We start from the raw sequence: 23,384 nt of genomic DNA, 5'->3' as shown, positions 1-23,384 counted from the left end.
GCCTCACAGGGCCTGCTGTTGTAAATGGCGCTGGCGAAACTGAAAATAGCGGCCTTTTAAATCTAAAAGCGCCTGATGTGAGCCTTGCTCAACAATTTCACCGTTATCCATCACGCAAATAGTATCCATTTGCTCGATACCTTGCATGCGATGGGTGATCACAATTAGTGCCTTATCGGCACATTTCTCTTTTAACAGGGCAAGGATCTGCTGCTCTGTTTGTGCATCAAGCCCTTCGGTTGGCTCATCCATTAAAATTAATGGCGTATTATGTAATAGCGCTCGAGCGATCCCTAAGCGGCGCTGCTCTCCACCCGATAATTGTCGACCACCTTCACCCATCCAAGCGTTAAGTTTTTGCTCATTTTCCAACAAATTACCAAGACCAACTTGGTCTAACACCTCAATGAGCTGTTTGTCGGTTGCCTTATCGTTAGCGAGCAGTAGGTTATTACGCAAGGTATCACTAAAAATGTGTACCCGTTGTGGAACGACTGACATGAGCGAACGCAGTGCTTGTTCACTATAGTCACTAATATTTTGACCATTAATTTTGATCATACCACTATCAACATCCCATGCTCGAGTGAGTAATTGCAAAAGTGTTGATTTCCCACAACCTGTTTTACCTAATAAGGCGATGTGTTGCCCCGGTAGCAGTGAAAGCGAAACCTGTTTTAAAACCGCGAAAGGTTGCTCGGGGTAAGTAAATGAAATATTGTCGACAACAAGGCTTTCCAATTGGGGAAGGGATAAACCGTTGTCAGGGAATGTTACCTCTGGTTTGGCATCAATTAGCTGAGAAACACGTTCAGCAGAAGCAATCACTTGCCCCATATGCTGAAAGGCAACGGCGACAGGGCCTAAGGCTTCAAAAGCGGCCAGTGCACAGAAGACAAATAAAGCAATGAGTGCTCCTGGGTTAGTATTCCCCCCCACATGATCTGCCGCCATCCACAACAACAAAGTAGCAGTAAAACCAGAGGCAAATAGAATAATGGCTTGAGATACCCCTGTTAGATTGGCTTGCTGTTGTTGGCGCCCTTGCCATTGGCTTTCAATATTTGCCAATGTTTGGCGAAAACGGGGAAGCGCTCCAAACAAAGTCAGTTCCGCTTGCCCTTGTAAAGCGGATGTCAGGACAGTGCGGTAATGGGCACGTAAGTAAGTCAGCTCTTGTCCGATGGGCTTACCTGCACGATAAAAGACAAACGGTAAGGTAAATAATAAAAACAGCATAATACAACCGAGTGTCCACGCTAGGCGAGGGTCAAGGAAGCTCAACCCAAAAATCAGGACAAAGATCACGACAAAAGCAGCAAAAATCGGCGATAAAACACGTAAATATAGGTGATCGAGGGTTTCGACATCCGCCACAAGGCGGTTAAGAATTTCCCCTTGGCGGAAGCGGCTGATCCCCCCCGGTGAGAGCGGTAATATTTTACTAAAGGCGAACACACGTAAATGGGCCAAAACTCGGAATGTGGCATCATGGCTAACCAGTCGTTCGGCGTAGCGACCTGCGGTCCGGAAAATAGCGGCACCACGGACACCAGCAGCAGGCAGCATATAATTAAAATAATAAAGCCCCGGAAAACCTGCAATTGCCGCCCCAGCGAGGAACCACCCTGATAGAGTAAGTAGCCCAATACTGGCAAGTAAAGTCACGATGGCTAAGATCATGCCGAGCAGGATCAAAAACCAGTGTCGGCGATAGAGAGCCAAAAAAGGTAATAGAACTCGCATTATCAAAGCTCCTCACTACGGTGAGCCAACAAGCGGGCAAACGGCCCTTCCGATTGGCTCAATTGTGCATAATGACCACGCTGAATGATTTGACCATTTGCCATCACCCAAATTTGGTCGTAATTAACCGTTTCTTCGAGTAAGTGGGTGACCATAATTGTCGTTTGCTGTTGAGCTAGTTGATTAAGAGTATGCATGACCCGTTTTTCACTGTGCGCATCAAGGCTAGCAGCTGGTTCATCCAGTAATAAAATACGCGATGGCTTTAAGAGTGTACGCGCGACAGCAACACGTTGAGCTTGCCCAACGGATAGCCTGGCAGCATAGTCGCCAAGGCGTGTATTTAAGCCATCAGGTAGCATAGGGAGAAACTCGGAAACATAGGCATCATCAATGGCTTGTTGTATTTCAGCCTCTGAAGCAGTCGGTTTACCTAAGCAGATATTCTCGATAAGCGTTTGTTCTGGTAAATGAGGGTTTTGACCCACCCAGCCAATTAATGCACGCCATTTATCTGGGCAAAGCTCTTTTAGCTCATCCCCATTAATTTTAATCGAGCCTTTATAGGGAAGAAAACCTAACAAAAGATTGAGTAAAGAGCTTTTCCCGGCACCACTTTGCCCGACAACAGCGATACGCTGTTGTGGCTCGATAGTAAAATCGAGAGGACCGACAAGACGTTGACCGTCGTGGGAATAGATTTCTAACTTATTTGCTTCAATTTGAATGGGTTTATCTTGCGGTGTCTTATCCCCAGTTTCTGTTTTTTGTTCGCCATCGCTTTCTAATAATGTCACCAAACTTTCTGCTGCGCCTACCGCTTGAGCTTTGGCATGATAATAGGTGCCTAAATCACGTAGAGGTTGGAAAAACTCAGGCGATAAAATTAATGCCAGAAAACCGGCAAACATGGTGACTGGTAACCCATAGCTTCCAAAATTTAATTCGCCAAGATAGGAAAAACCGAAATAGACGGCTACGATAGCGATTGAAATTGAGGCGAAAAACTCAAGCACACCAGAGGAGAGGAAAGCCATTCTAAGGACTTCCATGGTTCTTGAGCGAAAGTCTTCGGTAGATTCACGAATTTGTTGCACTTCTGCTTTTTCACGGAAAAACAGTCGTAATGTATCTAAGCCGCGTAACCGGTCGAGAAAACTACCGCTGAGGCGACCTAAAGCAACAAAGTTACGTCGGTTAGCATCTGCGGCACCGAGTCCCACTAAGGCCATAAAAATGGGGATCAATGGGGCGGTTGCAAACAAGATTAAGGCGGCGGCCCAGTTAAATGGGAAGATGGCAATCAAGATCATAATAGGGATGATACCAGCAAGATACATTTGTGGTAGATAGCGCGAATAGTACTCTTGCATATCTTCTATCTGCTCTAGAACGATAGTCGCCCAGCTACCGGCTGGTTTACCTTTTACCCATACAGGGCCTAGCGCTTGTAGCTTATTTAAGACCATGTTGCGTACTTCTTGGCGTACAACTTGACCACAACGAAAGCCCACTCGCTCTCTAATAACCGTTAGGAGTGCGCGTAGCACAAATACGGCAAGGAGTAGGATAAAAGGGGTCAGAAGTTGCTCTCGAGGAGTGTGTTCCATAATCAGAGCTTGCAATATTACCGCCAAGAACCACGCTTGTGCGATAATCAGCAGACCACTAACAACGCCTAATAGCATAGATATACGCAGCCAACGTTTTGCGGATGTACTATGCTGTTTCAACCAACGTACCAATTCAGTCTGTCTTGTTTTATCCATAATGATCAGTGTGCAGGTATAGTTTTATATTGAGAGTGTGCCGCTAGCTAAAATAAGCCAATGGATTAAAGCTTAACGGAGTTTTTACCTATCATAGCAGCTTATTCGCGATATGTTGCATAATAAAAGTGTGTTATTAAAATAGCACAGATGATTGTTATCAATATGTTTTATAAAGGTAAATGATAATTGTCATCCATGCAAAACTAAAATCAATAAGGTAGTTAAACCTGTTAGAGCGATGTCGGTGAGTTTACAAGATGTGTGGCATTTAGCATACAAGGGATAAGCTGTAGGTTCATAACAACGAATGGCTTTACATAAATGAGTAAAGCCATTTATCACGCATAAATATTATTGCTCTGGTACCACTTGTAGCCATTCTTTAGGCACTAATTTAAATTGACCATTTAATAATTTATCCCATGCGTTATCTCGCTGTGCCACCGAATCATAATGACTGATTTGGTGATCAATCAATTTCCAATCAGTAATTTGATATTGCCAAATAGTACAGGCTAAAGAATCACTCTTAGGGGAAGCACGGCATATGATAACCTCGTTTTGTCCATCTTTATTGATATCTGCCATAAAACCTAGGCAATGAGGTGGATGATAATTATTGATGCAGCTCGATTCGCGTGTTTGGGACCACCAACTTTCCGGCAATTCGGCACTATTTTTTGCGATAATTATGGCCTCTTTGGGGGATTTACTCATTTTTTCATTACCAATATCGATATCTGTATAGAGTAGAGCGGTGTAATTGGGATTTAATTTGAGCCTTTCGATAGCTTGTTGGCCTTTGGGCCCGAGTTCTTTTAAGGCAAAAGCGAGCCGAGGGTTAACGTCAATTTTACCATTTTCGATACTGGCTAATATGCTGTTTGCGGTAATACGGTTAAAATCAGCAATCGGACTATTAATCATAAGGATGGCAGCCATTAGCCCTACAATCCCTACTTTGTTTATGGTACCTAAAGATTTTGCCCAAAGCGTTCTTCGGCGAATAATAGCAAAGCTGTAGGCGAAAATAATGACGGTGAAAAAGAGTGCGATGCTAAAGGCATAGAGGCGAGAGACACTCCAACTGTATTGGTTGACACGCACTAAAATGCCGTAAAGTGAAAAAAGTGAGAAAAAATTCAATAAAATGATACTAGACAGCGTTAAGGTGTTTAGCCATGTAAAACGTTGGTATTGGTGGTGTCCATTCCCATAGGTCAAATTAATTAAAATGATATTTAAAGCCAAGAACCACAGTATTGCGCTAGCCCCCACCTCTAATATCGATAGTTTCATCACAAATGAAAATAAAAAACCACCGACAAATATGGCAGCAATAAGATGGAGTATTATCAGGAAAAAGCGGGCGATATAATGGATAAATTGGCTAAAGCGAAACTCAAATATTGAGCGTAAAAAAACCAGCCCAATATTAAATCCTAAAATGAAACCTGAATATAAAGTAAAATTGTTATCAATAAGCTGACTAAGAGTAGAGAGATTGACAATCGTAAATAAAAAACTGGCGAGATAAAGTAAAATAACCAGAAGCCCACCAATGACGGTGGCAATAATCATTAATAGCGTATTTTTAATATAAAAATCGAGTAAGTGGCTATAATCAATATGCCATCTACCCACTAACTGACGTGTCTGCAACCAAGGTAGCAAAAAGAAAAAAAGAACAATTAAGGTAGCAAAGGCAGTAAATTGAGGTTGACTGTAACTTAATTCTAAGTTCTTTGCATCCCATAGCGTGATCCAGACTGTTAATACAGCAATGATCAAGATATTAGTATAGAAAATAGCTGATTTGGCATTCGTAATTAAGTAACTGACAGCAGAAGGTACAAAAATTGCGACCATAAAAGGAAGGTAGGTATATGGGGCGCTTAAATTATAGATGAACGAGAATGAAGAGTCCGTTGACAATACAATCAAGGTCGATTGGATAATAGCAAGTAGAGCGACAAAAAGGTAGGCATAGCGGCTGATAGCTTCTCGTTGTATTTGTTGACCCATAATATTTCCTAGCGCGAATTGTCAAAAATAATGTATCAATAATTTGATTATTGTAGATTGATGGAGGAAACTCCCCTATGAACTTACTCTGAAAAAAAAGGAACTTATCCTATAAAGAGGGGGCAAAAAAGGCACCTATTTGAGGTGCCTAAAATGATCAGGATGGATGTGGTTATACTATTTTTTATCCGCTAAACCATCTAAGTAGCGTTCTGCGTCTAGGGCAGCCATACAGCCTGTACCTGCTGATGTAATTGCTTGACGATAAATATGATCCATTACATCACCTGCGGCAAAGACTCCTGGGATAGAGGTTTGCGTTGCATTACCATGTGTACCGGATTGCACTTTGATATAGCCATTTTCTAAATCTAGCTGGCCATCAAAGATAGCGGTATTTGGGCTGTGACCAATCGCGATAAATGCCCCCATCACCTCTAATTCTTCAGTTTCATCGGTTTTGGTATTACGCAAACGGACGCCTGTCACGCCCATATCGTCACCGAGTACTTCATCAAGTGTACGGTCGGTATGCAGCGTAATATTGCCGTTCTTCACTTTATCCATTAGGCGATCAACTAGGATTTTTTCTGCGCGGAAGCTATCACGACGGTGAACCAAATGGACTTCTGAGGCAATGTTGGATAGATAAAGGGCTTCTTCAACCGCAGTATTACCTCCGCCGACAACAACCACTTTTTGATTACGATAGAAGAAGCCGTCACAAGTTGCACAAGCAGAAACGCCACGGCCTTTAAAGGCTTCTTCAGAAGGTAAGCCGATATAACGCGCCGATGCACCTGTCGCAATAATCAGGGCATCACAGGTATATTCGTTTTCATCGCCAAAAAGACGGAAAGGGCGCTGCTTAAGATCAACCTTATTAATATGATCTGAGATAATTTCTGTTTGGAATTTGGTCGCGTGTTCATACATGCGATCCATCAAACCTGGACCAGTCAAGCCTTCAGGGTCACCCGGCCAGTTCTCAACCTCAGTCGTAGTGGTTAACTGACCGCCTTTTTCCACGCCAGTAATCAGAGCTGGACTTAAGTTTGCGCGTGCAGCATAAACTGCCGCTGTGTATCCTGCTGGGCCAGAACCCAAAATGATTAGCTTGCGATGTATGGCTGTGCTCATGAATACCTCATTTTCAGTATAAAAATAGCGATAATGGGATTGTAGGAGAATTGGCAAGCTAAAAAAAGTGATTTAAATACTAAGTAAATTATAGCTGAGCTATTTTTGCGATAGATAATAGTGATTAAAGTGAAAATTTAGTATGGCAAGTATGCTTATGTCACGTGGTAGGATTTTTAGGAATATTCCTGAATCCGGACAGCGAAACGTTTAAATAGAAAAAAAATCGAAATCTTGTACTGATTTTTATTCATTTGCTTTGACAATCGGCTGTGCATTTGCGAAAACATCTATGTAAGAGTTAATTATCTAGTAGACCAATGCAAATGGTGTGTTTTTGTTCTTGCCGGAAAGTTAACTTTACAGCACTTATAACTTAACAAACAGGTGATCATTGTGAACAGGGGTTCTGTTCACGTCGATTTCAGCATTGCGCATAAAATTTGCTCCTGAACACGAATACCTAAATAAATAAAGTATGAGCGAGGATGGTGCTGTTTTATAGGTGTGGAAAATAACAATTAGAGAAAGAGAGATAAAGAGATGATTGATAATAAAAAGCGTCCAGGAAAAGACCTTGACCGTATTGATAGGAATATACTTAACGAACTACAGAAAGATGGGCGTATCTCAAACGTAGAACTGTCTAAGCGTGTTGGTTTGTCACCAACGCCATGTTTGGAGCGTGTGCGTCGTCTGGAAAGACAAGGGTTTATTTCTGGCTATACAGCACTTTTGAATCCTCACTACTTAGATGCTTCACTCTTGGTGTTCGTTGAAATTACACTAAACCGTGGTGCACCAGATGTGTTTGAGCAATTCAACACAGCGGTTCAAAAGCTTGAAGAGATCCAAGAATGTCACTTAGTTTCTGGTGATTTCGATTATCTGTTGAAAACGCGTGTGCCAGATATGTCCGCTTACCGTAAACTGCTTGGTGAGACTCTTCTACGTCTACCGGGTGTGAACGATACTCGTACGTACGTCGTTATGGAAGAAGTGAAGCAAAGTAACCGCTTGGTTATTAAAACACGCTAATAGGCTTGTATAGTCTCATTTCTGCACAACATCATTTATGGTTGTCGCACTGCAGTTTCAACGCTGAGTTTACTCAGCGTTGTTCCGTTTTAGAGGCCAATATTTTATCTCTCTTAGCGCTTTTTTGACTCTGTTTCCGATTAAAGGCACAGCGTCGATATGATTTTTTCTGAAAATAGGCTAAATAGCTGTAACTCTTCGTTTTAATCTATTGATATTAAAGCCATAAATAATTAAGATTTTTAACGTAAAATAGAAATTGAATCCTCAACTGTAAGATGAAATACTGCATCTTGCTGTGTCTACAGTCGTTTAGTTTGCCTGAGAGGCAACAAGTCACGCACAAGAAGGTGATTGGTGTTAGAATGGCTTTCAATATGTGCTTATCATCATTGCGAATTCAAGTGAGTTCGTTTCGGCATGGGTGACATCATCAGTCAGTAAAGAAACAGTAATGAGCCAAGAATATACAGAAGACAAACACGTTCGATTAAAAAAACTCAGTAGTGGAAGACGGCTACTCGAAGTCATTTTGCTTGCCATTTGTTTAAGTGCCATTTTCTTAATGGTGGCATTAATGAGTTTCAATCCTTCAGATCCAAGCTGGTCGCAAACCACATGGAATGCACCGGTTAAAAATTTGGGGGGAAGTGTTGGCTCTTGGAGTGCGGATATTCTCTTTTCGGCTTTTGGGATTTTAGCATTTGCAATTCCACCTCTACTGCTACTCGGTTGTTGGGCGATTTACCATTATGAAAGCCAACGTCGTTATATTGACTTCTTTTCGTTGTCATTGCGCTTAATTGGTGGGTTAGCGCTGATCCTCTCATCATGCGGTCTTGCTGCGCTTAACTTTGACGACTTACCGAATTTCGCGTCCGGTGGGGTGATTGGCAGTGTGTTTAGTAATGCGATCATGCCATGGTTTAATTCTTTAGGTGCAACACTGGCATTGCTCTTTTTATGGGCAATTAGCTTTACACTGTTTACGGGCTGGTCATGGTTGACGATTGCCGAAAAAATTGGTGCGGCGGTATTAATTCCTATCACATTAATGACTAATCGTGCGCGCGGCGATGATTATGATGCGTATGATGTTGAAGAAACAGAAGATGCGTTACAGCGGGCGCAGGAGGCAGAGCGCCAAGCGATTGATAATGTAGACAGTGACGATGTTTTGTTCTCCGCTCCCTCAATTAGTGAATTAGCCGCAGTAGAAACCGAAGAGGTTCAACCCACAGAAGAAGCGGCTCCTTTGGCTGCCAATCAACCTATTGATGAAGTTGAAGAACCCCTTGCGTTTTCAGCTTCTGAGCCGCAAGAAGCTTATCATTTTGAAGTGCCGGATGATTATCAACCTGTTGTATATGATAGGGATTTCCAATTCAAAACCAGTGAGCCTCAGGCACAAGTCGCGGAGCCAACAGGCTACCAACCTGAAAGCCATAATGTATCTCCAGAGAATGGTGTGGTTAACCAACCTGCCAATCATCATACACATGAGCGTTGGGGGGCAGAGGCACAACCTGCTGCAACGACACCGACAGAACATACTGATAATCCATCATTAGCAAACCTAACAGGGCAGCAAAATGTATCGATGCCAGCTCCTTCTATCAGTGAGGCGGTTTCACAGGCAAGTGGGCGATCAGTAACAGATAGGCTAGCCGATCCCGCTGCATTGGCAGCCGCTGGTATTTCCGTTGCGGCTCTTGAGCGCCACGCTCAGGTTAAACAAAATATGGAGCCTGAATTGCCTCGCCCAAATCCTGTTCGGTTACCAACCCGTCGGGAGCTATATGGCATTCGCATTCCTTCTCAACGTGATGCTGAACTTCAGCGCCGTAAAGAAGAAGCTTTGCAACGTGAGCAGATTTATCAACAATGGTCTGCTGCGTCAGAGAATGAACCACAACAAGATGAAGAACAAGAAAATAGGCTCCGTGAGCAATTTTTGCAGCAACAGCGCGAACGGTACGGCAGTGATATTGAGCATCATGATGAGACTGAGTCACCAATATCTCATCAGGCTGAAGTGACGCCAACGCCAGAAAAAGTGGTTCATTATACTCAACCTGAAATAGAGCATCGTTGGTCTTCTGCGCCCGCTTCTGTTGAACAAACTGAGCAAAATACTCATCACTTTAGCCAGTCTAAAAATACCTTCTCAGCGCAAGATGATGATGAGAATGCGGGTTATAAAGTTGAACCTAAATTCGATCTGAGTGAACATATTTCGGTATTAGATGAATTTTCGCCAGTTAATGATTTGGTTAATGAAGAGCCTGCAGATCCTTTATTTATGCCGTCATTTAGTGCAACGAGCGTGGAGAATACAAATAATACACCTCAAGTAAATGAGGTGACAAAACATGTCGCTCCAACACCGGATATCTCTGCTAATCAGTCGCACACTTTTGCTCCGCTGCAACAACCACAACCGCAGCAGCAACAACCACAACAACCACAACCGCAGCCACAACAACCGGAGCCGCAGCAAGACAGCCTGTTCCATCCGTTCTTGGTACGTAATGATCAACCATTGCCAAAACCAACGACGCCTATGCCTTCTTTGGATTTGTTAACTACGCCACCAACGCAAGAAGAGCCTGTTGACATGTTTAAATTAGAGCAGACAGCACGGTTGATTGAAGCTCGCTTAAATGACTATCGGGTGAAAGCGGAAGTGGTTGGCTTCTCTCCGGGGCCGGTGATCACTCGATTCGAGCTAGATTTGGCACCGGGGGTAAAAGCGGCGCGGATCTCCACTTTATCGAGAGACCTTGCCCGTTCACTTTCTACCACAGCGGTGAGGGTTGTTGAAGTGATCCCCGGCAAGCCATATGTGGGGCTTGAATTACCGAACGAAAAACGCCAAACAGTCTATTTAAGAGAAGTACTGGACTGTGACGAATTTAGGCATAGTGCATCACCGTTAACAATGGTGTTGGGTAAAGATATCGAAGGCGATCCGGTTATTGCGGATTTGGCGAAAATGCCACACTTACTCGTTGCGGGGACAACAGGCTCAGGTAAATCGGTAGGGGTCAACGCGATGATCCTCAGTATTTTGTATAAATCGAAACCTGAAGATGTCCGTTTTATCATGATCGACCCGAAAATGTTGGAACTGTCTATTTATGAAGGCATTCCACATTTGCTGACAGAAGTCGTGACTGACATGAAAGATGCTGCTAACGCATTGCGTTGGTGCGTCAATGAAATGGAACGTCGCTATCGCTTAATGTCGGCGCTTGGCGTACGTAACCTTGCTGGCTACAACGATAAAATTAAAGCTGCCGAAGAGATGGGGCGACCTATACCTGACCCACACTGGAAACCGAGTGACAGCATGGAAACTGAGCATCCAATGCTGAAAAAAGAACCCTATATTGTCGTCATGGTTGATGAATTTGCTGACTTGATGATGACGGCAGGGAAAAAAGTTGAAGAGTTGATTGCTCGCCTAGCGCAAAAAGCACGTGCAGCAGGTATCCACCTAGTATTGGCAACCCAGCGCCCGTCAGTGGATATCATTACAGGTTTAATTAAAGCAAACATACCTACGCGTATTGCCTTTACAGTATCAAGTAAAATTGACTCTCGGACTATCCTCGATCAAGGTGGCGCAGAGTCATTATTGGGAATGGGGGATATGCTGTATTTACCACCTAACTCATCGATTCCTGTTCGTGTCCATGGGGCATTTGTCCGTGACCAAGAAGTGCACGCGGTGGTGAATGATTGGAAAGCCCGCGGTCGCCCAGAATATATTGATAGCATTACCAAATGCAGCGATGAAAATGAAGGGGGCGGTTATGATAGCGCAGAGGAAGAGTTGGATCCTCTGTTTGATCAAGCCGTCGAGTTTGTTGTAGAGAAACAACGCGTTTCTATTTCAGGTGTTCAACGTCAGTTCCGCATTGGTTATAACCGCGCTGCGCGAATTGTTGAGCAAATGGAAACGCAAGGGATTGTCAGTGAGCCGGGACATAATGGAAATCGCGAAGTGCTTTCCCCACGGCAAGCTGATTACTAACCTTGTTGTCGATGAGTTGCGAGAGCAATAATAAAGGCATAGCGCCTATTAAGGTATCAATAAAAGGTCTTTGTTCGATGAAAAAAATGATGTTATTGGGGGCGTTGGCCCTAAGTTTACATATCGGCTCAGTACTGGCAGATGCCAGCCAAGACCTTCAGGATCGCCTGAATAAGGTCAATAGCTTCCACGCTAGCTTCTCTCAAAAAGTCACCAGCCCAGAAGGTGACCTCGTACAAGAAGGTGTGGGGGAATTATGGCTTCAGCGCCCTAATTTATTCAATTGGAATATGACGTCACCTGATGAAAGTGTTTTAGTGTCTGATGGCAAAAATTTATGGTTTTATAACCCGTTTGTTGAGCAAGTCACTGTCACTAACTTAGCGGATGCGACTCAAGATACCCCATTTTTATTGATTACACGTAATAACCCAAGAGATTGGAAACAGTATTCTATTATTCAGCAAGGTAATACATTCGACTTAAAACCCAAGTTGAGTAATGGCACATTAAAACGTTTTTCAATTACGGTTTCTCCAGAAGGCACCATTGAGAAGTTTTCAGCCGTTGAGCAAGATGGGCAAACAAGTGCTTACCAATTGAAAGAACAAAAAAATGGTAATGTCGATAAGCGTAAGTTTACATTCACTGTGCCGGAAGGGGTCACATTGGATGACCAACGCTCAGGTGGTAAATAAGAGGAAATAGTGGGCAACCTATCACTCGATTTTTCACAAAATGAATTTCAACCTCTGGCAGCGCGTATGCGCCCAGAGGTGCTTGAACAGTATATAGGTCAAAAACATTTGCTTGCTGAAGGTAAACCATTACCTAGGGCAATAAAAGCAGGTCATTTACATTCAATGATTTTGTGGGGGCCACCAGGAACAGGCAAAACCACATTAGCCGAAATTATTGGTCACTATGCACAGGCAGATATTGAACGTATTTCTGCCGTTACGTCCGGTATTAAAGAGATCCGTGAAGCGATAGAGAAAGCTCGCCAAAATCGAGATGCGGGTCGTAGGACTATTTTATTTGTTGATGAAGTGCATCGTTTTAATAAAAGTCAGCAAGATGCGTTTTTACCACACATTGAAGATGGCACCATTACTTTTATCGGCGCAACCACAGAAAATCCTTCGTTTGAACTCAATTCCGCATTATTGTCGCGTGCACGGGTCTATCTACTGAAATCTTTAACGGTAAGCGATATTGAAGATGTGTTGCAGCAAGCCATGGAGGATCCCAAGCGAGGCTTAGGCGGGCAAAATGTGATTTTACCCGATACCACTCGTCAATTAATTGCCGAGTTGGTTAATGGTGATGCGCGTCGCTCCCTCAATCTTTTAGAGATGATGGCGGATATGGCGGAAACCGATAGCCATGGTCAGCGTATTTTAACGGCTGAATTACTAAAAGAAGTCAGCGGTGAACGTACAGCGCGCTTTGATAATAAAGGTGATCGTTATTACGATTTAATCTCTGCCTTGCATAAATCAGTACGAGGCTCGGCTCCCGATGCTGCTTTATATTGGTATGCGCGGATTATTACCGCAGGTGGTGATCCACTTTATGTGGCTCGGCGCTTGCTGGCTATCGCATCTGAAGATGTAGGGAATGCCGACCCGCGAGCAATGCAGGTCGCTATTTCCGCATGGGATTGCTTCACTCGGGTTGGTCCTGCGGAAGGTGAGCGTGCGATTGCTCAAGCTATTGTTTACTTGGCATGTGCACCAAAAAGTAATGCAGTTTACACGGCTTATAAAGCCGCGTTAGCGGATGCGCAAATGCAGCCTGATTATGATGTACCTGCCCATTTACGTAATGCACCGACAAAACTGTTGAAAGAATTAGGGGCGGGGAAAGAGTATCGCTATGCTCATGACGAAGAAAATGCTTATGCAGCCGGTGAGGTTTATTTCCCACCTGAAATGCAACATACCCAATATTACCACCCAACGAATCGTGGTTTAGAAGCGAAAATAGCAGAAAAATTAAACTGGTTAGCGCAACAGGATCAAAATAGCCCAACAAAACGCTATCGCTAATGTGGGCAATGCGGTAAGGTTATAAGAAATATTTTTTATAAAATTATTTAGGTCGCCTTCACAATAGGCGGCTTGATGGTGTAACGAGTATAATGCCGGAATGTGTTATACTCCCTTTCAATATTGACTAACAATAATCACAGGATAAGCATGCTCGATCCCAATTTACTGCGTACGGAGCTAGACGCGGTTGCTGAAAAACTGGCTCGCAGGGGTTTTACCCTTGATGTGGAAAAGCTGCGTGAATTAGAAGAACGCCGCAAAGTTTTGCAAGTTGAAACTGAATCCCTGCAGGCAGAGCGTAATTCGCGATCGAAATCCATTGGTGCAGCTAAGGCGCGTGGTGAAGATATCGAGCCTTTACGTCAGGAAGTGAACCAGTTAGGCGAAAAATTAGATGCTGCTAAGTTAGCATTAGATAAGCTGCAACAAGAGATCCGTGATATTGCATTAAGTATCCCGAATATGCCTGATGATGCTGTTCCTGATGGGAAAGATGATTCAGATAACGTTGAGGTTGCCCGTTGGGGTGAACCACGCCAATATGACTTTGAAGTTAAAGATCATGTTAGCCTTGGCGAACTCGCTGGTGGTCTAGATTTCCCTGCGGCCGTTAAACTGACAGGCGCGCGTTTTGTGGTGATGAAAGGGCAAATTGCTCGTCTACACCGTGCACTGGCTCAGTTTATGCTGGATTTGCATACTGAACAGCATGGCTATCAAGAGCTGTATGTACCGTATTTGGTTAACCATGATACGCTTTATGGCACTGGTCAATTACCTAAATTTGGTGAAGATCTGTTCCATACTAAGCCGCTTGAAGAAGAAGCGGAAAGTACTTATGCATTGATCCCAACAGCAGAAGTGCCGGTCACCAACTTAGTACGTGATGAAATCCTTGATGAAGATGCATTACCGCTAAAAATGACAGCGCATACACCATGCTTCCGTTCAGAAGCGGGTTCTTATGGCCGTGACACGCGTGGGCTTATCCGTATGCACCAATTTGATAAAGTCGAATTGGTACAAATAGTGCATCCTGAGAAATCGATGGAAGCATTGGAAGAGCTAACCGGTCACGCGGAGAAAGTGCTGCAATTACTGAAATTACCCTATCGTAAAGTGATCCTTTGCACTGGTGATATTGGTTTTGGTTCACGTAAAACCTATGACTTGGAAGTTTGGTTACCAGCTCAGAATACCTACCGTGAGATTTCTTCGTGCTCAAATATGTGGGATTTCCAAGCTCGCCGTATGCAAGCACGTTTCCGCAGTAAAGGTGACAAGAAAACACAGTTGGTGCATACACTGAATGGTTCTGGTCTTGCTGTTGGTCGTACGTTGGTTGCTGTATTGGAGAATTACCAATTAGCAGATGGTCGTATTGAAGTACCAGAAGTATTGCGCCCATATATGAAAGGCCTAGAGTACATCGGTTAATCAAGTTAAATTAACTAAAACAGAAAACGCCACTTATTAGTGGCGTTTTTTTTACAACCCACTGATACGTTGCTGGTTATTATGCTTCACTATTAACGGTTGTTACAGGATAAGAAACTAAGGGTTTGATCTCTTTAAGCACGAACATACTTTGCATTTCTTTAATACCAGGAAGCCGTCGGATCACAGACATCGCGAAATCGGCATAGGAATCTAAATCATGGGAAACCACTTGCAATAAAAAGTCGGCATCTCCCCCGATGCTGTAGCATGAAACAACATTTTCTAACTCACTGACTTCTTGTTCAAATTTCTTTGCTTCCGTTTCACTATGGCTGTCGATAGTGACACGCACAAAAACCATAACACCTAAACCAATTTTTTTGCGGTTAAGAATAGCTCGATAGCCTTGGATCACATCATCGTCTTCTAATTTACGGACGCGTCGCCAGCAAGGGGATGCTGACATACCGACTTTATCAGCGAGTACTTGATTTGTAATACGTGCATCGTCTTGAAGGAGTTTAAGAATCTTGATTTCTGTCTTATCTATTGCCATAGCGGGTATTTCCTTTCGGAATATATTTATAAATAGGTAATTTTCTTCTTTTAGCTACTTTACTACAGATAAGATAGGCAGCAAATTTCTATTTATTGATGACATAATTGTTACAGTTCACGACCAGAAGAACCTTATGTTATCAAAAATTATGAAAAGGGGATTTTATGCAATTTGATGCATCTATTCATCGTTGTGCCATCATCGTCAATCAAGATCTAGCATTAGGGCTTGCTATGAATGCTGCAAGTATCATTGGTGTAGGGATAGGCAACAAAATTACCCAATTAATAGGGAATGATTTAATGAGTGCAGATAATATTTATTATCCTGGGGTAATCAGTGCATCATTACCTATATTAAAAAGCTCGCCTGAGCGAATAAAGCAAATTCAAAAAGAAATAGCAGAGCATGAAGATATTTATATATTACCTTTTAGTTTAATTGCTCAGTCTTGTAAAAGTTATGATGACTACACTCAAAAATTAACTAACACTCTAGATCAAGAAATTCAATTAGCAGCTATTGGTTTAGTAGGGAATAAAAATAGCATCAATAAATTAACCGGTAATTTATCATTATTTAAATAAGCGTTATATCTCGCCATTCTACTGTAGGTTAATCATATGATAAGCATAACACAATTGCTCTCTTATGCGAGTGCATTGGCGATTGCTGCCGTTATTCCAGGGCCCGGAATGACCGCAGTCGTCGCACGTACCTTGAAGGGTGGCGTAACAATGGGGTTTGCACTACTGAGTGGATTAATTTTAGGGGATATTATTTATCTCTCTTTTGCGATATTCGGCCTAGTATTCGTTGCTGACCACTTAGCCGCGATCTTTAATTTAATTTATTGGTTTGCTGCACTGTATTTATTTTGGTTAGCTTATGTCTTTTGGCGCCACGATGCCCAACCATTAAATACTGTAGGTGCTATATCAAAAAAGCAGTTAGCTATTGTGAGTGTTTCCGGTCTTGCCATTACATTAAGTAATCCAAAAACAATCGCTTTTTATATGGCAATATTACCGTTAGTCATTTCTTTAAATGAAATGACTATAACGATTTGGAGCACAGTATTAGTTCCAACTACGTTATTAATATTACTTTTAGTTGGCATGATATTTATCTTTGGTGCAAAGAAGGCAAGTAAATTTTTATCGAGTACGAAATCGCAGAGAGTGATTTTTCGAGGAACCGCTTTGATCATGTTTGCCTCAGCTATTGGTATGCTGTTTAAAACACAATAAATGATAATGGCTCTACATGAGTGTAGAGCCATTAGGGTGTTTAATACATGACCTTGTGGCCGTAGCTTTCAAGGATGCTTTTGACACGTTCCATGATCTCTTTTGAAGGGGGCTTAACGCCATCGAGTTTATACTCCTCGCCCATGGTTTCCCATTTATGTTTGCCTAACTCATGGTAGGGGAGCAATTCGATTTTCTCGATGTTTTTCATATCCTTGGTAAATTCGCCGAGCAGATGAACAGAGTGGTCATCATCACTCCAGCCGGGAACAACGACATAACGCACCCAAGTTTTTTGGTTACGTTTGGCAAGATAACGAGCGAACTCGAGTGTCCGGTGATTAGAAACGCCGACCAATGTTTGGTGAATATCATCGTTGAGCTGTTTTAAATCGAGCATAACGAGATCGGTTACCTCCATTAGCTCATCAATCACGGGATCATAGCGACGTACAAAGCCGTTTGTATCAAGGCAAGTATGGATATTTTGCGCTTTACATGCACGGAACCAATCACGAACAAATTCAGCTTGTAAAATCGCTTCGCCGCCCGATGCCGTTACGCCACCACCTGTGGCATTCATAAAGTGCCGATAAGTAACAGCTTCTTTCATTAACTCTTCGACGGTAACCATCTTACCGGTATGGGTGTCCCAAGTATCACGGTTATGACAATATAAGCAGCGCATTAAGCAGCCTTGAAAAAAGACAATAAAGCGAATACCAGGGCCATCAACAGTACCACAAGATTCAAAGGAATGGATACGTCCCAGCGTCGCAGGAGGCGCAGTGGTGCTTAAATCAGCGGTTGGGATAATATTGGTTGTTGTCGACATAGCAGGAACTCCAAAAATACCTGTTATACTTAAATATATCGTTATTAGTGGGTAATTGACTTAAAGTATTCAGGTTTAGTTCTAAAAAAGCCCCATAAGGCTGGGGCTTTTTAGTTATTTTAATTGACTTATTAACCTAATTATTACATTGAACTTGTGAAAGTACGAGTAATAACGTCTTGCTGTTGTTCTTTAGTCAGTGAGTTAAAGCGCACTGCATAACCAGAAACACGGATAGTTAACTGAGGATACTTCTCTGGGTTTTCCATCGCATCCAACAGCATTTCACGGTTCATTACGTTGACGTTCAGGTGCTGACCGCCTTCGATAGAAGCTTCATGGTGGAAGTAACCATCCATTAGACCGGCTAAGTTCGCTTTACGAACCTCATCATCTTTACCTAATGCATTTGGTACGATAGAGAAGGTATAAGAGATACCATCTTTCGCGTAAGCAAATGGCAGTTTAGCGACAGAAGTCAGTGAAGCCACAGCACCTTTTTGGTCACGTCCGTGCATTGGGTTTGCACCTGGTCCGAATGGTGCGCCAGCACGACGACCATCTGGTGTGTTACCTGTTTTCTTACCATAAACCACGTTAGAAGTGATTGTCAGGATAGATTGAGTTGGTACTGCATTGCGGTAAGTCGGCAGTTTCTGAATTTTCTTCATGAAACGTTCAACTAAGTCACAAGCAATATCATCGACGCGAGGGTCGTTGTTACCAAATTGTGGGTATTCACCTTCGATTTCAAAGTCAATTGCAATGCCGTCTTCGTCACGAATTGGTTTTACTTTCGCATATTTAATTGCAGACAGTGAGTCAGCAGCGACAGATAGACCTGCGATACCACAAGCCATTGTGCGGTAAACGTCACGGTCATGCAGTGCCATCAGAGCCGCTTCATAGCTGTATTTGTCATGCATATAGTGAATGATATTCAATGCAGTGACATACTGAGTTGCTAACCAATCCATAAAGTGATCCATACGATCCATCACAGTATCGAAGTCAAGTACTTCGTCCATGATAGGAGCGTGTTTAGGACCTACTTGCATTTTCAGTTTTTCATCAATACCACCATTGATGGTATACAGCATGGTTTTCGCTAAGTTAGCGCGAGCACCAAAGAACTGCATTTGTTTACCAACTACCATTGGGCTGACGCAACATGCGATAGCATAGTCATCGTTGTTGAAATCTGGGCGCATTAAGTCATCGTTTTCATACTGAACTGATGAAGTATCGATAGAGACTTTTGCAGCGAATTTTTTGAAGCTAATTGGCAGTTTCTCTGACCACAGGATAGTCATGTTAGGCTCTGGAGAAGGGCCCATGGTATACAGTGTATTTAAGAAACGGAAGGTGTTTTTAGTCACCAGTGTACGGCCATCAAGACCCATACCTGCCAGAGATTCTGTTGCCCAAATTGGGTCACCAGAGAACAGCTCATCGTATTCAGGAGTACGTAGGAAACGAACCATACGTAGCTTCATGACTAAGTGGTCAATCAGCTCTTGTGCTTCTTGCTCTGTCAGTTTACCAGCTTCAAGGTCACGTTGGATATAAATGTCTAAGAAGGTTGAAACACGACCAAATGACATTGCCGCGCCGTTTTGTGATTTCACTGCCGCTAGGTAAGCGAAGTAAGTCCACTGAACCGCTTCTTTAGCGTTAGTCGCAGGACCTGAAATGTCATAACCATATTTTGCAGCCATTTCTTTGATTTGGCCTAATGCACGGTGCTGTTCAGCAATTTCTTCGCGCAATTGAATGGTCATTTGCAGGTCTTCACCGTTCTCTAATCTTTCTTGCAGTGAAGTGAACTGATTAAATTTGTCTTTCATCAGGAAATCAATACCGTACAGAGCAACACGACGGTAGTCACCGATGATACGACCACGACCATATGCGTCAGGCAGACCGGTTAAGATACCTGATTTACGGCATTTTAGGATGTCTGGAGTGTAAACATCGAAAACGCCTTGGTTATGGGTTTTGCGGTATTCAGTAAAGATTTTTTTCAGGCTAGGATCTAAAGTGCGATCATAGGCTTTACATGAATTTTCCACCATTTTGATCCCACCGAATGGGATAAGTCCACGTTTTAGAGGTGCATCAGTTTGCAGACCAACGATTTGTTCTAAATCTTTGGCGATGTAACCCGCATCATGGGAAGTGATCGTTGATGCAACATCAGTGTCAAAATCAACGGGGGCATGAGTACGGTTTTCGATTTTGATTCCTTCCATGACTTTTTCCCACAGCGCATCTGTTGCTGGGGTAGAGCCTGCTAAGAAAGATTCATCACCTTCATATGGAGTGTAGTTTTTCTGGATGAAGTCACGCACATCGACGTTTTCTTTCCAGTTACCTTGGTTAAAACCTTGCCATGCTAAAGCGAATTTTTCATTTAATTCTGACATGATACTTTTACCTTTTAACAATGGATCTTTTAAGGATCTTAATAAATCTTTTCGTGAAAGTAGTGGCTATTAATGTTTTTGACCACCACGTAAATGCATGAACCAGTAAATTAGGCCGACTAAAAGTGCGCCGCCAATGATATTGCCGATAGTAACGGGTATTAGGTTGTCTGTAACAAAGTTGCTAACACTGAGTTGAGAAAAGTGTTCTGGTGAAACGCCAATTTGAGTCCAGAATTCAGCTGGAGCAAACTCTTTGATCATGATACCTAATGGGATCATAAACATGTTTGCAATGCTATGTTCAAAGCCACTCGCAACGAACATGGCGACAGGGAGCACAAGCACCAAAAGCTTATCGGCTAGGCTACGACCTGAATAGCTCATCCAAACAGCGAGACAAACCATTAAGTTAGCTAAAATACCTAAACAAACAGCCTCAATAAATGTATGGTGCAGTTTATGGTCTGCGGTTTGTAGGACATTAAGCCCCCATTGACCATTTGCCGCGGTATATTGACCAGCAAACCAAATCAAAGCAACAAAGAAGAGCGCGCCGATAAGGTTGCCAACATAGACGTTAAACCAATTTAGGAACATTTGCCCCCAAGTGATCCGCCCTGTAGCTTTTGACACAATGGTCAACACCGTGGATGTAAATAGATCTGCACCGCAAATAACCACGAGCATCAACCCAAGAGAGAAACAGACACCACCGATAAGTTTCGTAAAACCAAAAGGAGCGGCTTGTGCGCCAGTGGTCGCAGTAATATAAAAAACGAATGCGATTGAGATAAAGATACCGGCAGTGAATGCTGACAAGTATGTTATTGCAGGATGTTTATTGGCTTTGTAAACACCAGAGTCATCTGCAACTTGAGCCATTACAGCGGGAGGCAAAAGATTAAAAGGGTTGTCAGCTTTCATACTAACACTCTCTTACTAAGTTGATTAATTATAGCACGCAATCATAGTAACAAACGGCATAACTAAGAAATTTGATATGGATCATGAACCATCGTAAGAAATCGACGTAAATTGTTGAAAAATGGTTAAATTTCGATTTATCTAATTGATTTTTATAAATTAAATATTTTTTAAATTTTATTAAAAATTTTTATATTCTGACTTTGCTCAGGGAATATAGGTAAATAAAACCGGTGATTTGTTATTTAAATATTGCAAAATGAGTGGTGATTTTAATTAATTTAACTTATATAAAGATAATGGCCCGAAGGCCACTATCTAAAAATGATGATTTAGAAAACAATTAGGCATGTTCACGTTTTGCTTTTTGCAGTTTTTCATAGGCTGCAAGTAGCGCTTGGTGAGATGGAAGCGCAGTTAACTCATCATCGATGGACCACAAACCATAGAAACAAGATTCGCCAGCAATAGCAGCGGATGCCGCATCGACGGTCTCTTGCCCATACATACGGACAAAAGCGCTATAATATTGTGACGCATCACGTTGTTCTTCTTGGCTCAGTAGTAGCAGGGTATGCAAACAACGATAATAGTTAGCTCGTTCAGCGGTAAAAACGGAGCTATTAAAGTCTTGTGTCCATTCTACCCAGGCTAATGCCTGATCTAGGTCACCACCTGCTAGCGCCAGCATGGATTTTAACTCACCAATACGCAAGTTACTCCAGCCATTATCTTTACCTACGGCAAGGCCAAGTAGCTCTCGTACACGCGTGAAATCATCGAGGCCTTCATCGTCCAATTGCGCTATTAATGCCAGATAATCTTGCTTTTCCCATTGGCTATCAGGCAGCGCGATAATGGTATGACGTAAATGTGCCCCCATCGCATTGTTGGCAATATGCAAGTCTTCGACAGGATAAATATCAGACATACCCGGCACTAAAATACGGCAGGCATAAACCCCTAAGTGGTGATAATCAGCAATATAAACCTCGGCGTCGAGCTGATTAAAAATGCCCATAAGTGTTGCAAATTCTTCTTGTGTTGTGCCTTTAAAATTCCAATCGACGAAAGGGTAATCGGCATCGTCTTTAAAGAGATCCCAGCTAATAAGACCACTAGAGTCGATAAAATGGGTCTCTAGGTTAGTCTGCTCAGCCACTTCCTCATCATCGAATGTCGGCGCATTAAACACATCAAGATCTTTAAGGCTACGGCCTTGCAAGAGTTCTGTTACGGTACGCTCTAAAGCAACACCAAAATCAGGGTGGGCACCAAAAGAGGCAAAACAGGTTCCATTTTGTGGGTTAAATAGCACCACGCAAATGACTGGGAATTGACCACCAAGAGAGGCGTCATAACAGAAAATAGGGAAACCTTCTTTTTCAAGTGTGACAACAGCTTCAACCACATTAGGATAGCGAGCCATGATCTCATTTGGGATGGTAGGCAAGCTGATTCGTTCAGCAATAATGCGGTTTTTCACAAAACGTTCAAAGACTTCAGATAAGCCTTGAACACGCGCTTCATTTGCCGTGTTGCCTGCCGACATACCATTAGAGACATATAAGTTGCCGACAATATTCATAGGAATATAAACCGTTTGGTTATCGGATTGGCGAGTAAAAGGCAGTGCACAGATACCACGCTCTTCATTACCCGATTGTAAATCGATCAACTGACTGCCTGCCAAGGCATTATCAGGATCGTAAAATTCACGTAAGCGAGTGTCTAAAATACCTTCCGGTAAGCTATCGTCTTCGGTAAGAGGAAACCATTTTTCATTGGGATAATGAACAAAATCACCTTCAGCGATCGATTTTCCTAAATAGAAATCGGCAAAGAAATAGTTAGTTGATAAACGCTCGAAATATTCACCGAGTGCAGAAGCTAAAGCGGCCTTTTTGCTCGCGCCTTTGCCGTTCGTAAAGCACAGAGGGCATGCTTTGTCTCGAATATGGACTGACCAAACATTAGGAACAGGATTCAGCCATGAGGCTTCTTCAATATCAAAACCGAGCTTTTTCAATTTTGTTTGAAATGCATCGATGGAAACTTCAAGGGCGGCATCTTTGCCAGGAATAAATGTTTGGCTCATGATTTTGTTACTTATCAATAGGGAGAATTATAGGG

General features: G+C 42.7%; 15 protein-coding genes and 2 pseudogenes. 8 read left to right on the top strand and 9 right to left on the bottom strand.

Going from position 1 to position 23,384, the window contains the following annotated elements:
• Window positions 1–3: 3 nt before the first annotated feature.
• The 4 genes from cydC to trxB form a co-directional block, all read right to left on the bottom strand.
• Entirely contained in the window at window positions 4–1,746 is a 1,743-nt protein-coding gene (cydC, locus tag PR675_RS00885) for a heme ABC transporter ATP-binding protein/permease CydC (RefSeq protein WP_060560690.1), read from the bottom strand.
• A 2-nt stretch (window positions 1,747–1,748) separates the two neighbouring features.
• Window positions 1,749–3,515, bottom strand: coding sequence for a heme ABC transporter permease/ATP-binding protein CydD (gene cydD / locus PR675_RS00880; protein WP_014657832.1), 1,767 nt, complete (start codon window positions 3,513–3,515; stop codon window positions 1,749–1,751).
• 354 nt (window positions 3,516–3,869) lie between these two features.
• Complete coding sequence (locus tag PR675_RS00875) at window positions 3,870–5,543, bottom strand: DUF7057 domain-containing protein (protein WP_060560691.1); 1,674 nt, start codon at window positions 5,541–5,543, stop codon at window positions 3,870–3,872.
• A gap of 177 nt (window positions 5,544–5,720) precedes the next feature.
• The gene (gene trxB, locus PR675_RS00870; RefSeq protein WP_004918087.1) at window positions 5,721–6,683 is read right to left on the bottom strand and encodes a thioredoxin-disulfide reductase; all 963 of its coding nucleotides are present in this window, start codon (window positions 6,681–6,683) and stop codon (window positions 5,721–5,723) included.
• A 543-nt stretch (window positions 6,684–7,226) separates the two neighbouring features.
• On the opposite strand from trxB, the gene lrp reads away from it, so the two are divergent.
• The 6 genes and pseudogenes from lrp (at window position 7,227) to serS (ending at window position 15,251) form a co-directional block, all read left to right on the top strand.
• Window positions 7,227–7,721 (top strand): leucine-responsive transcriptional regulator Lrp, encoded by a 495-nt coding sequence (gene lrp, locus PR675_RS00865; protein WP_004918089.1) that lies wholly within the window; start codon window positions 7,227–7,229, stop codon window positions 7,719–7,721.
• Window positions 7,722–8,175: 454 nt separating this feature from the next.
• Window positions 8,176–8,688, top strand: a pseudogene (locus PR675_RS20950) (DNA translocase FtsK 4TM domain-containing protein); the annotation flags it as partial.
• A 342-nt stretch (window positions 8,689–9,030) separates the two neighbouring features.
• Window positions 9,031–11,760 (top strand): annotated as a pseudogene (locus PR675_RS00860) (DNA translocase FtsK); the annotation flags it as partial.
• A 77-nt stretch (window positions 11,761–11,837) separates the two neighbouring features.
• Window positions 11,838–12,458 carry an outer membrane lipoprotein chaperone LolA gene (gene lolA / locus PR675_RS00855; RefSeq protein WP_014657836.1) on the top strand — a complete coding sequence of 207 codons (621 nt, stop codon included), beginning with the start codon at window positions 11,838–11,840 and terminating at the stop codon, window positions 12,456–12,458.
• A 9-nt stretch (window positions 12,459–12,467) separates the two neighbouring features.
• Window positions 12,468–13,811: a replication-associated recombination protein A gene (locus PR675_RS00850; protein WP_004918094.1), complete on the top strand. Its 1,344-nt coding sequence runs from the start codon at window positions 12,468–12,470 to the stop codon at window positions 13,809–13,811.
• A 150-nt stretch (window positions 13,812–13,961) separates the two neighbouring features.
• Window positions 13,962–15,251: a serine--tRNA ligase gene (serS, locus tag PR675_RS00845; protein WP_040132956.1), complete on the top strand. Its 1,290-nt coding sequence runs from the start codon at window positions 13,962–13,964 to the stop codon at window positions 15,249–15,251.
• Between the two features lie 79 nt (window positions 15,252–15,330).
• On the opposite strand, the gene PR675_RS00840 is transcribed toward serS, so the two are convergent.
• Entirely contained in the window at window positions 15,331–15,810 is a 480-nt protein-coding gene (locus PR675_RS00840; protein ID WP_004918098.1) for an Lrp/AsnC family transcriptional regulator, read from the bottom strand.
• A 167-nt stretch (window positions 15,811–15,977) separates the two neighbouring features.
• Between PR675_RS00840 and PR675_RS00835 the strand changes: the two genes are divergently transcribed.
• A complete protein-coding gene (locus PR675_RS00835) occupies window positions 15,978–16,400 on the top strand; it encodes a DUF2000 domain-containing protein (protein ID WP_004918101.1) in 423 nt (140 codons plus the stop codon).
• A gap of 36 nt (window positions 16,401–16,436) precedes the next feature.
• Complete coding sequence (locus PR675_RS00830; protein WP_014657837.1) at window positions 16,437–17,063, top strand: LysE family translocator; 627 nt, start codon at window positions 16,437–16,439, stop codon at window positions 17,061–17,063.
• A gap of 40 nt (window positions 17,064–17,103) precedes the next feature.
• Here PR675_RS00830 and pflA read toward each other — a convergent pair whose 3' ends face one another.
• From pflA to ycaO, 4 genes are all read right to left on the bottom strand, one after another.
• Window positions 17,104–17,898: a pyruvate formate lyase 1-activating protein gene (gene pflA / locus PR675_RS00825; RefSeq protein WP_014657838.1), complete on the bottom strand. Its 795-nt coding sequence runs from the start codon at window positions 17,896–17,898 to the stop codon at window positions 17,104–17,106.
• Window positions 17,899–18,041: 143 nt separating this feature from the next.
• On the bottom strand, window positions 18,042–20,324 hold the full coding sequence (gene pflB / locus PR675_RS00820; RefSeq protein ID WP_004918106.1) for a formate C-acetyltransferase: 2,283 nt from the start codon (window positions 20,322–20,324) through the stop codon (window positions 18,042–18,044).
• Between the two features lie 69 nt (window positions 20,325–20,393).
• Window positions 20,394–21,251 (bottom strand): formate transporter FocA, encoded by an 858-nt coding sequence (gene focA, locus PR675_RS00815; RefSeq protein ID WP_004918108.1) that lies wholly within the window; start codon window positions 21,249–21,251, stop codon window positions 20,394–20,396.
• Between the two features lie 343 nt (window positions 21,252–21,594).
• The gene (gene ycaO, locus PR675_RS00810) at window positions 21,595–23,349 is read right to left on the bottom strand and encodes a 30S ribosomal protein S12 methylthiotransferase accessory factor YcaO (RefSeq protein WP_060560693.1); all 1,755 of its coding nucleotides are present in this window, start codon (window positions 23,347–23,349) and stop codon (window positions 21,595–21,597) included.
• Between the last annotated feature and the right edge of the window lie 35 nt (window positions 23,350–23,384).

The sequence above is a fragment of the Providencia sp. PROV261 genome (assembly GCF_028477945.1).
In the GTDB taxonomy this organism is placed as follows: domain Bacteria; phylum Pseudomonadota; class Gammaproteobacteria; order Enterobacterales; family Enterobacteriaceae; genus Providencia; species Providencia stuartii.
Note: the sequence above shows the minus strand (reverse complement) of the source record. Positions and strands in the feature narration are given on the sequence as shown.

Bases quoted from the DNA above. Each gene is read 5' to 3' on its own strand.
- PR675_RS00830 (WP_014657837.1), top strand. From the start codon at position 16,437: ATGATAAGCATAACACAATTGCTCTCTTATGCGAGTGCATTGGCGATT.
- PR675_RS00835 (WP_004918101.1), top strand. From the start codon at position 15,978: ATGCAATTTGATGCATCTATTCATCGTTGTGCCATCATCGTCAATCAA.
- cydD (WP_014657832.1), bottom strand. From the start codon at position 3,515: ATGGATAAAACAAGACAGACTGAATTGGTACGTTGGTTGAAACAGCAT.
- PR675_RS00840 (WP_004918098.1), bottom strand. From the start codon at position 15,810: ATGGCAATAGATAAGACAGAAATCAAGATTCTTAAACTCCTTCAAGAC.
- focA (WP_004918108.1), bottom strand. From the start codon at position 21,251: ATGAAAGCTGACAACCCTTTTAATCTTTTGCCTCCCGCTGTAATGGCT.
- cydC (WP_060560690.1), bottom strand. From the start codon at position 1,746: ATGCGAGTTCTATTACCTTTTTTGGCTCTCTATCGCCGACACTGGTTT.
- PR675_RS00875 (WP_060560691.1), bottom strand. From the start codon at position 5,543: ATGGGTCAACAAATACAACGAGAAGCTATCAGCCGCTATGCCTACCTT.
- lolA (WP_014657836.1), top strand. From the start codon at position 11,838: ATGAAAAAAATGATGTTATTGGGGGCGTTGGCCCTAAGTTTACATATC.
- pflA (WP_014657838.1), bottom strand. From the start codon at position 17,898: ATGTCGACAACAACCAATATTATCCCAACCGCTGATTTAAGCACCACT.
- serS (WP_040132956.1), top strand. From the start codon at position 13,962: ATGCTCGATCCCAATTTACTGCGTACGGAGCTAGACGCGGTTGCTGAA.
- lrp (WP_004918089.1), top strand. From the start codon at position 7,227: ATGATTGATAATAAAAAGCGTCCAGGAAAAGACCTTGACCGTATTGAT.
- trxB (WP_004918087.1), bottom strand. From the start codon at position 6,683: ATGAGCACAGCCATACATCGCAAGCTAATCATTTTGGGTTCTGGCCCA.
- pflB (WP_004918106.1), bottom strand. From the start codon at position 20,324: ATGTCAGAATTAAATGAAAAATTCGCTTTAGCATGGCAAGGTTTTAAC.
- ycaO (WP_060560693.1), bottom strand. From the start codon at position 23,349: ATGAGCCAAACATTTATTCCTGGCAAAGATGCCGCCCTTGAAGTTTCC.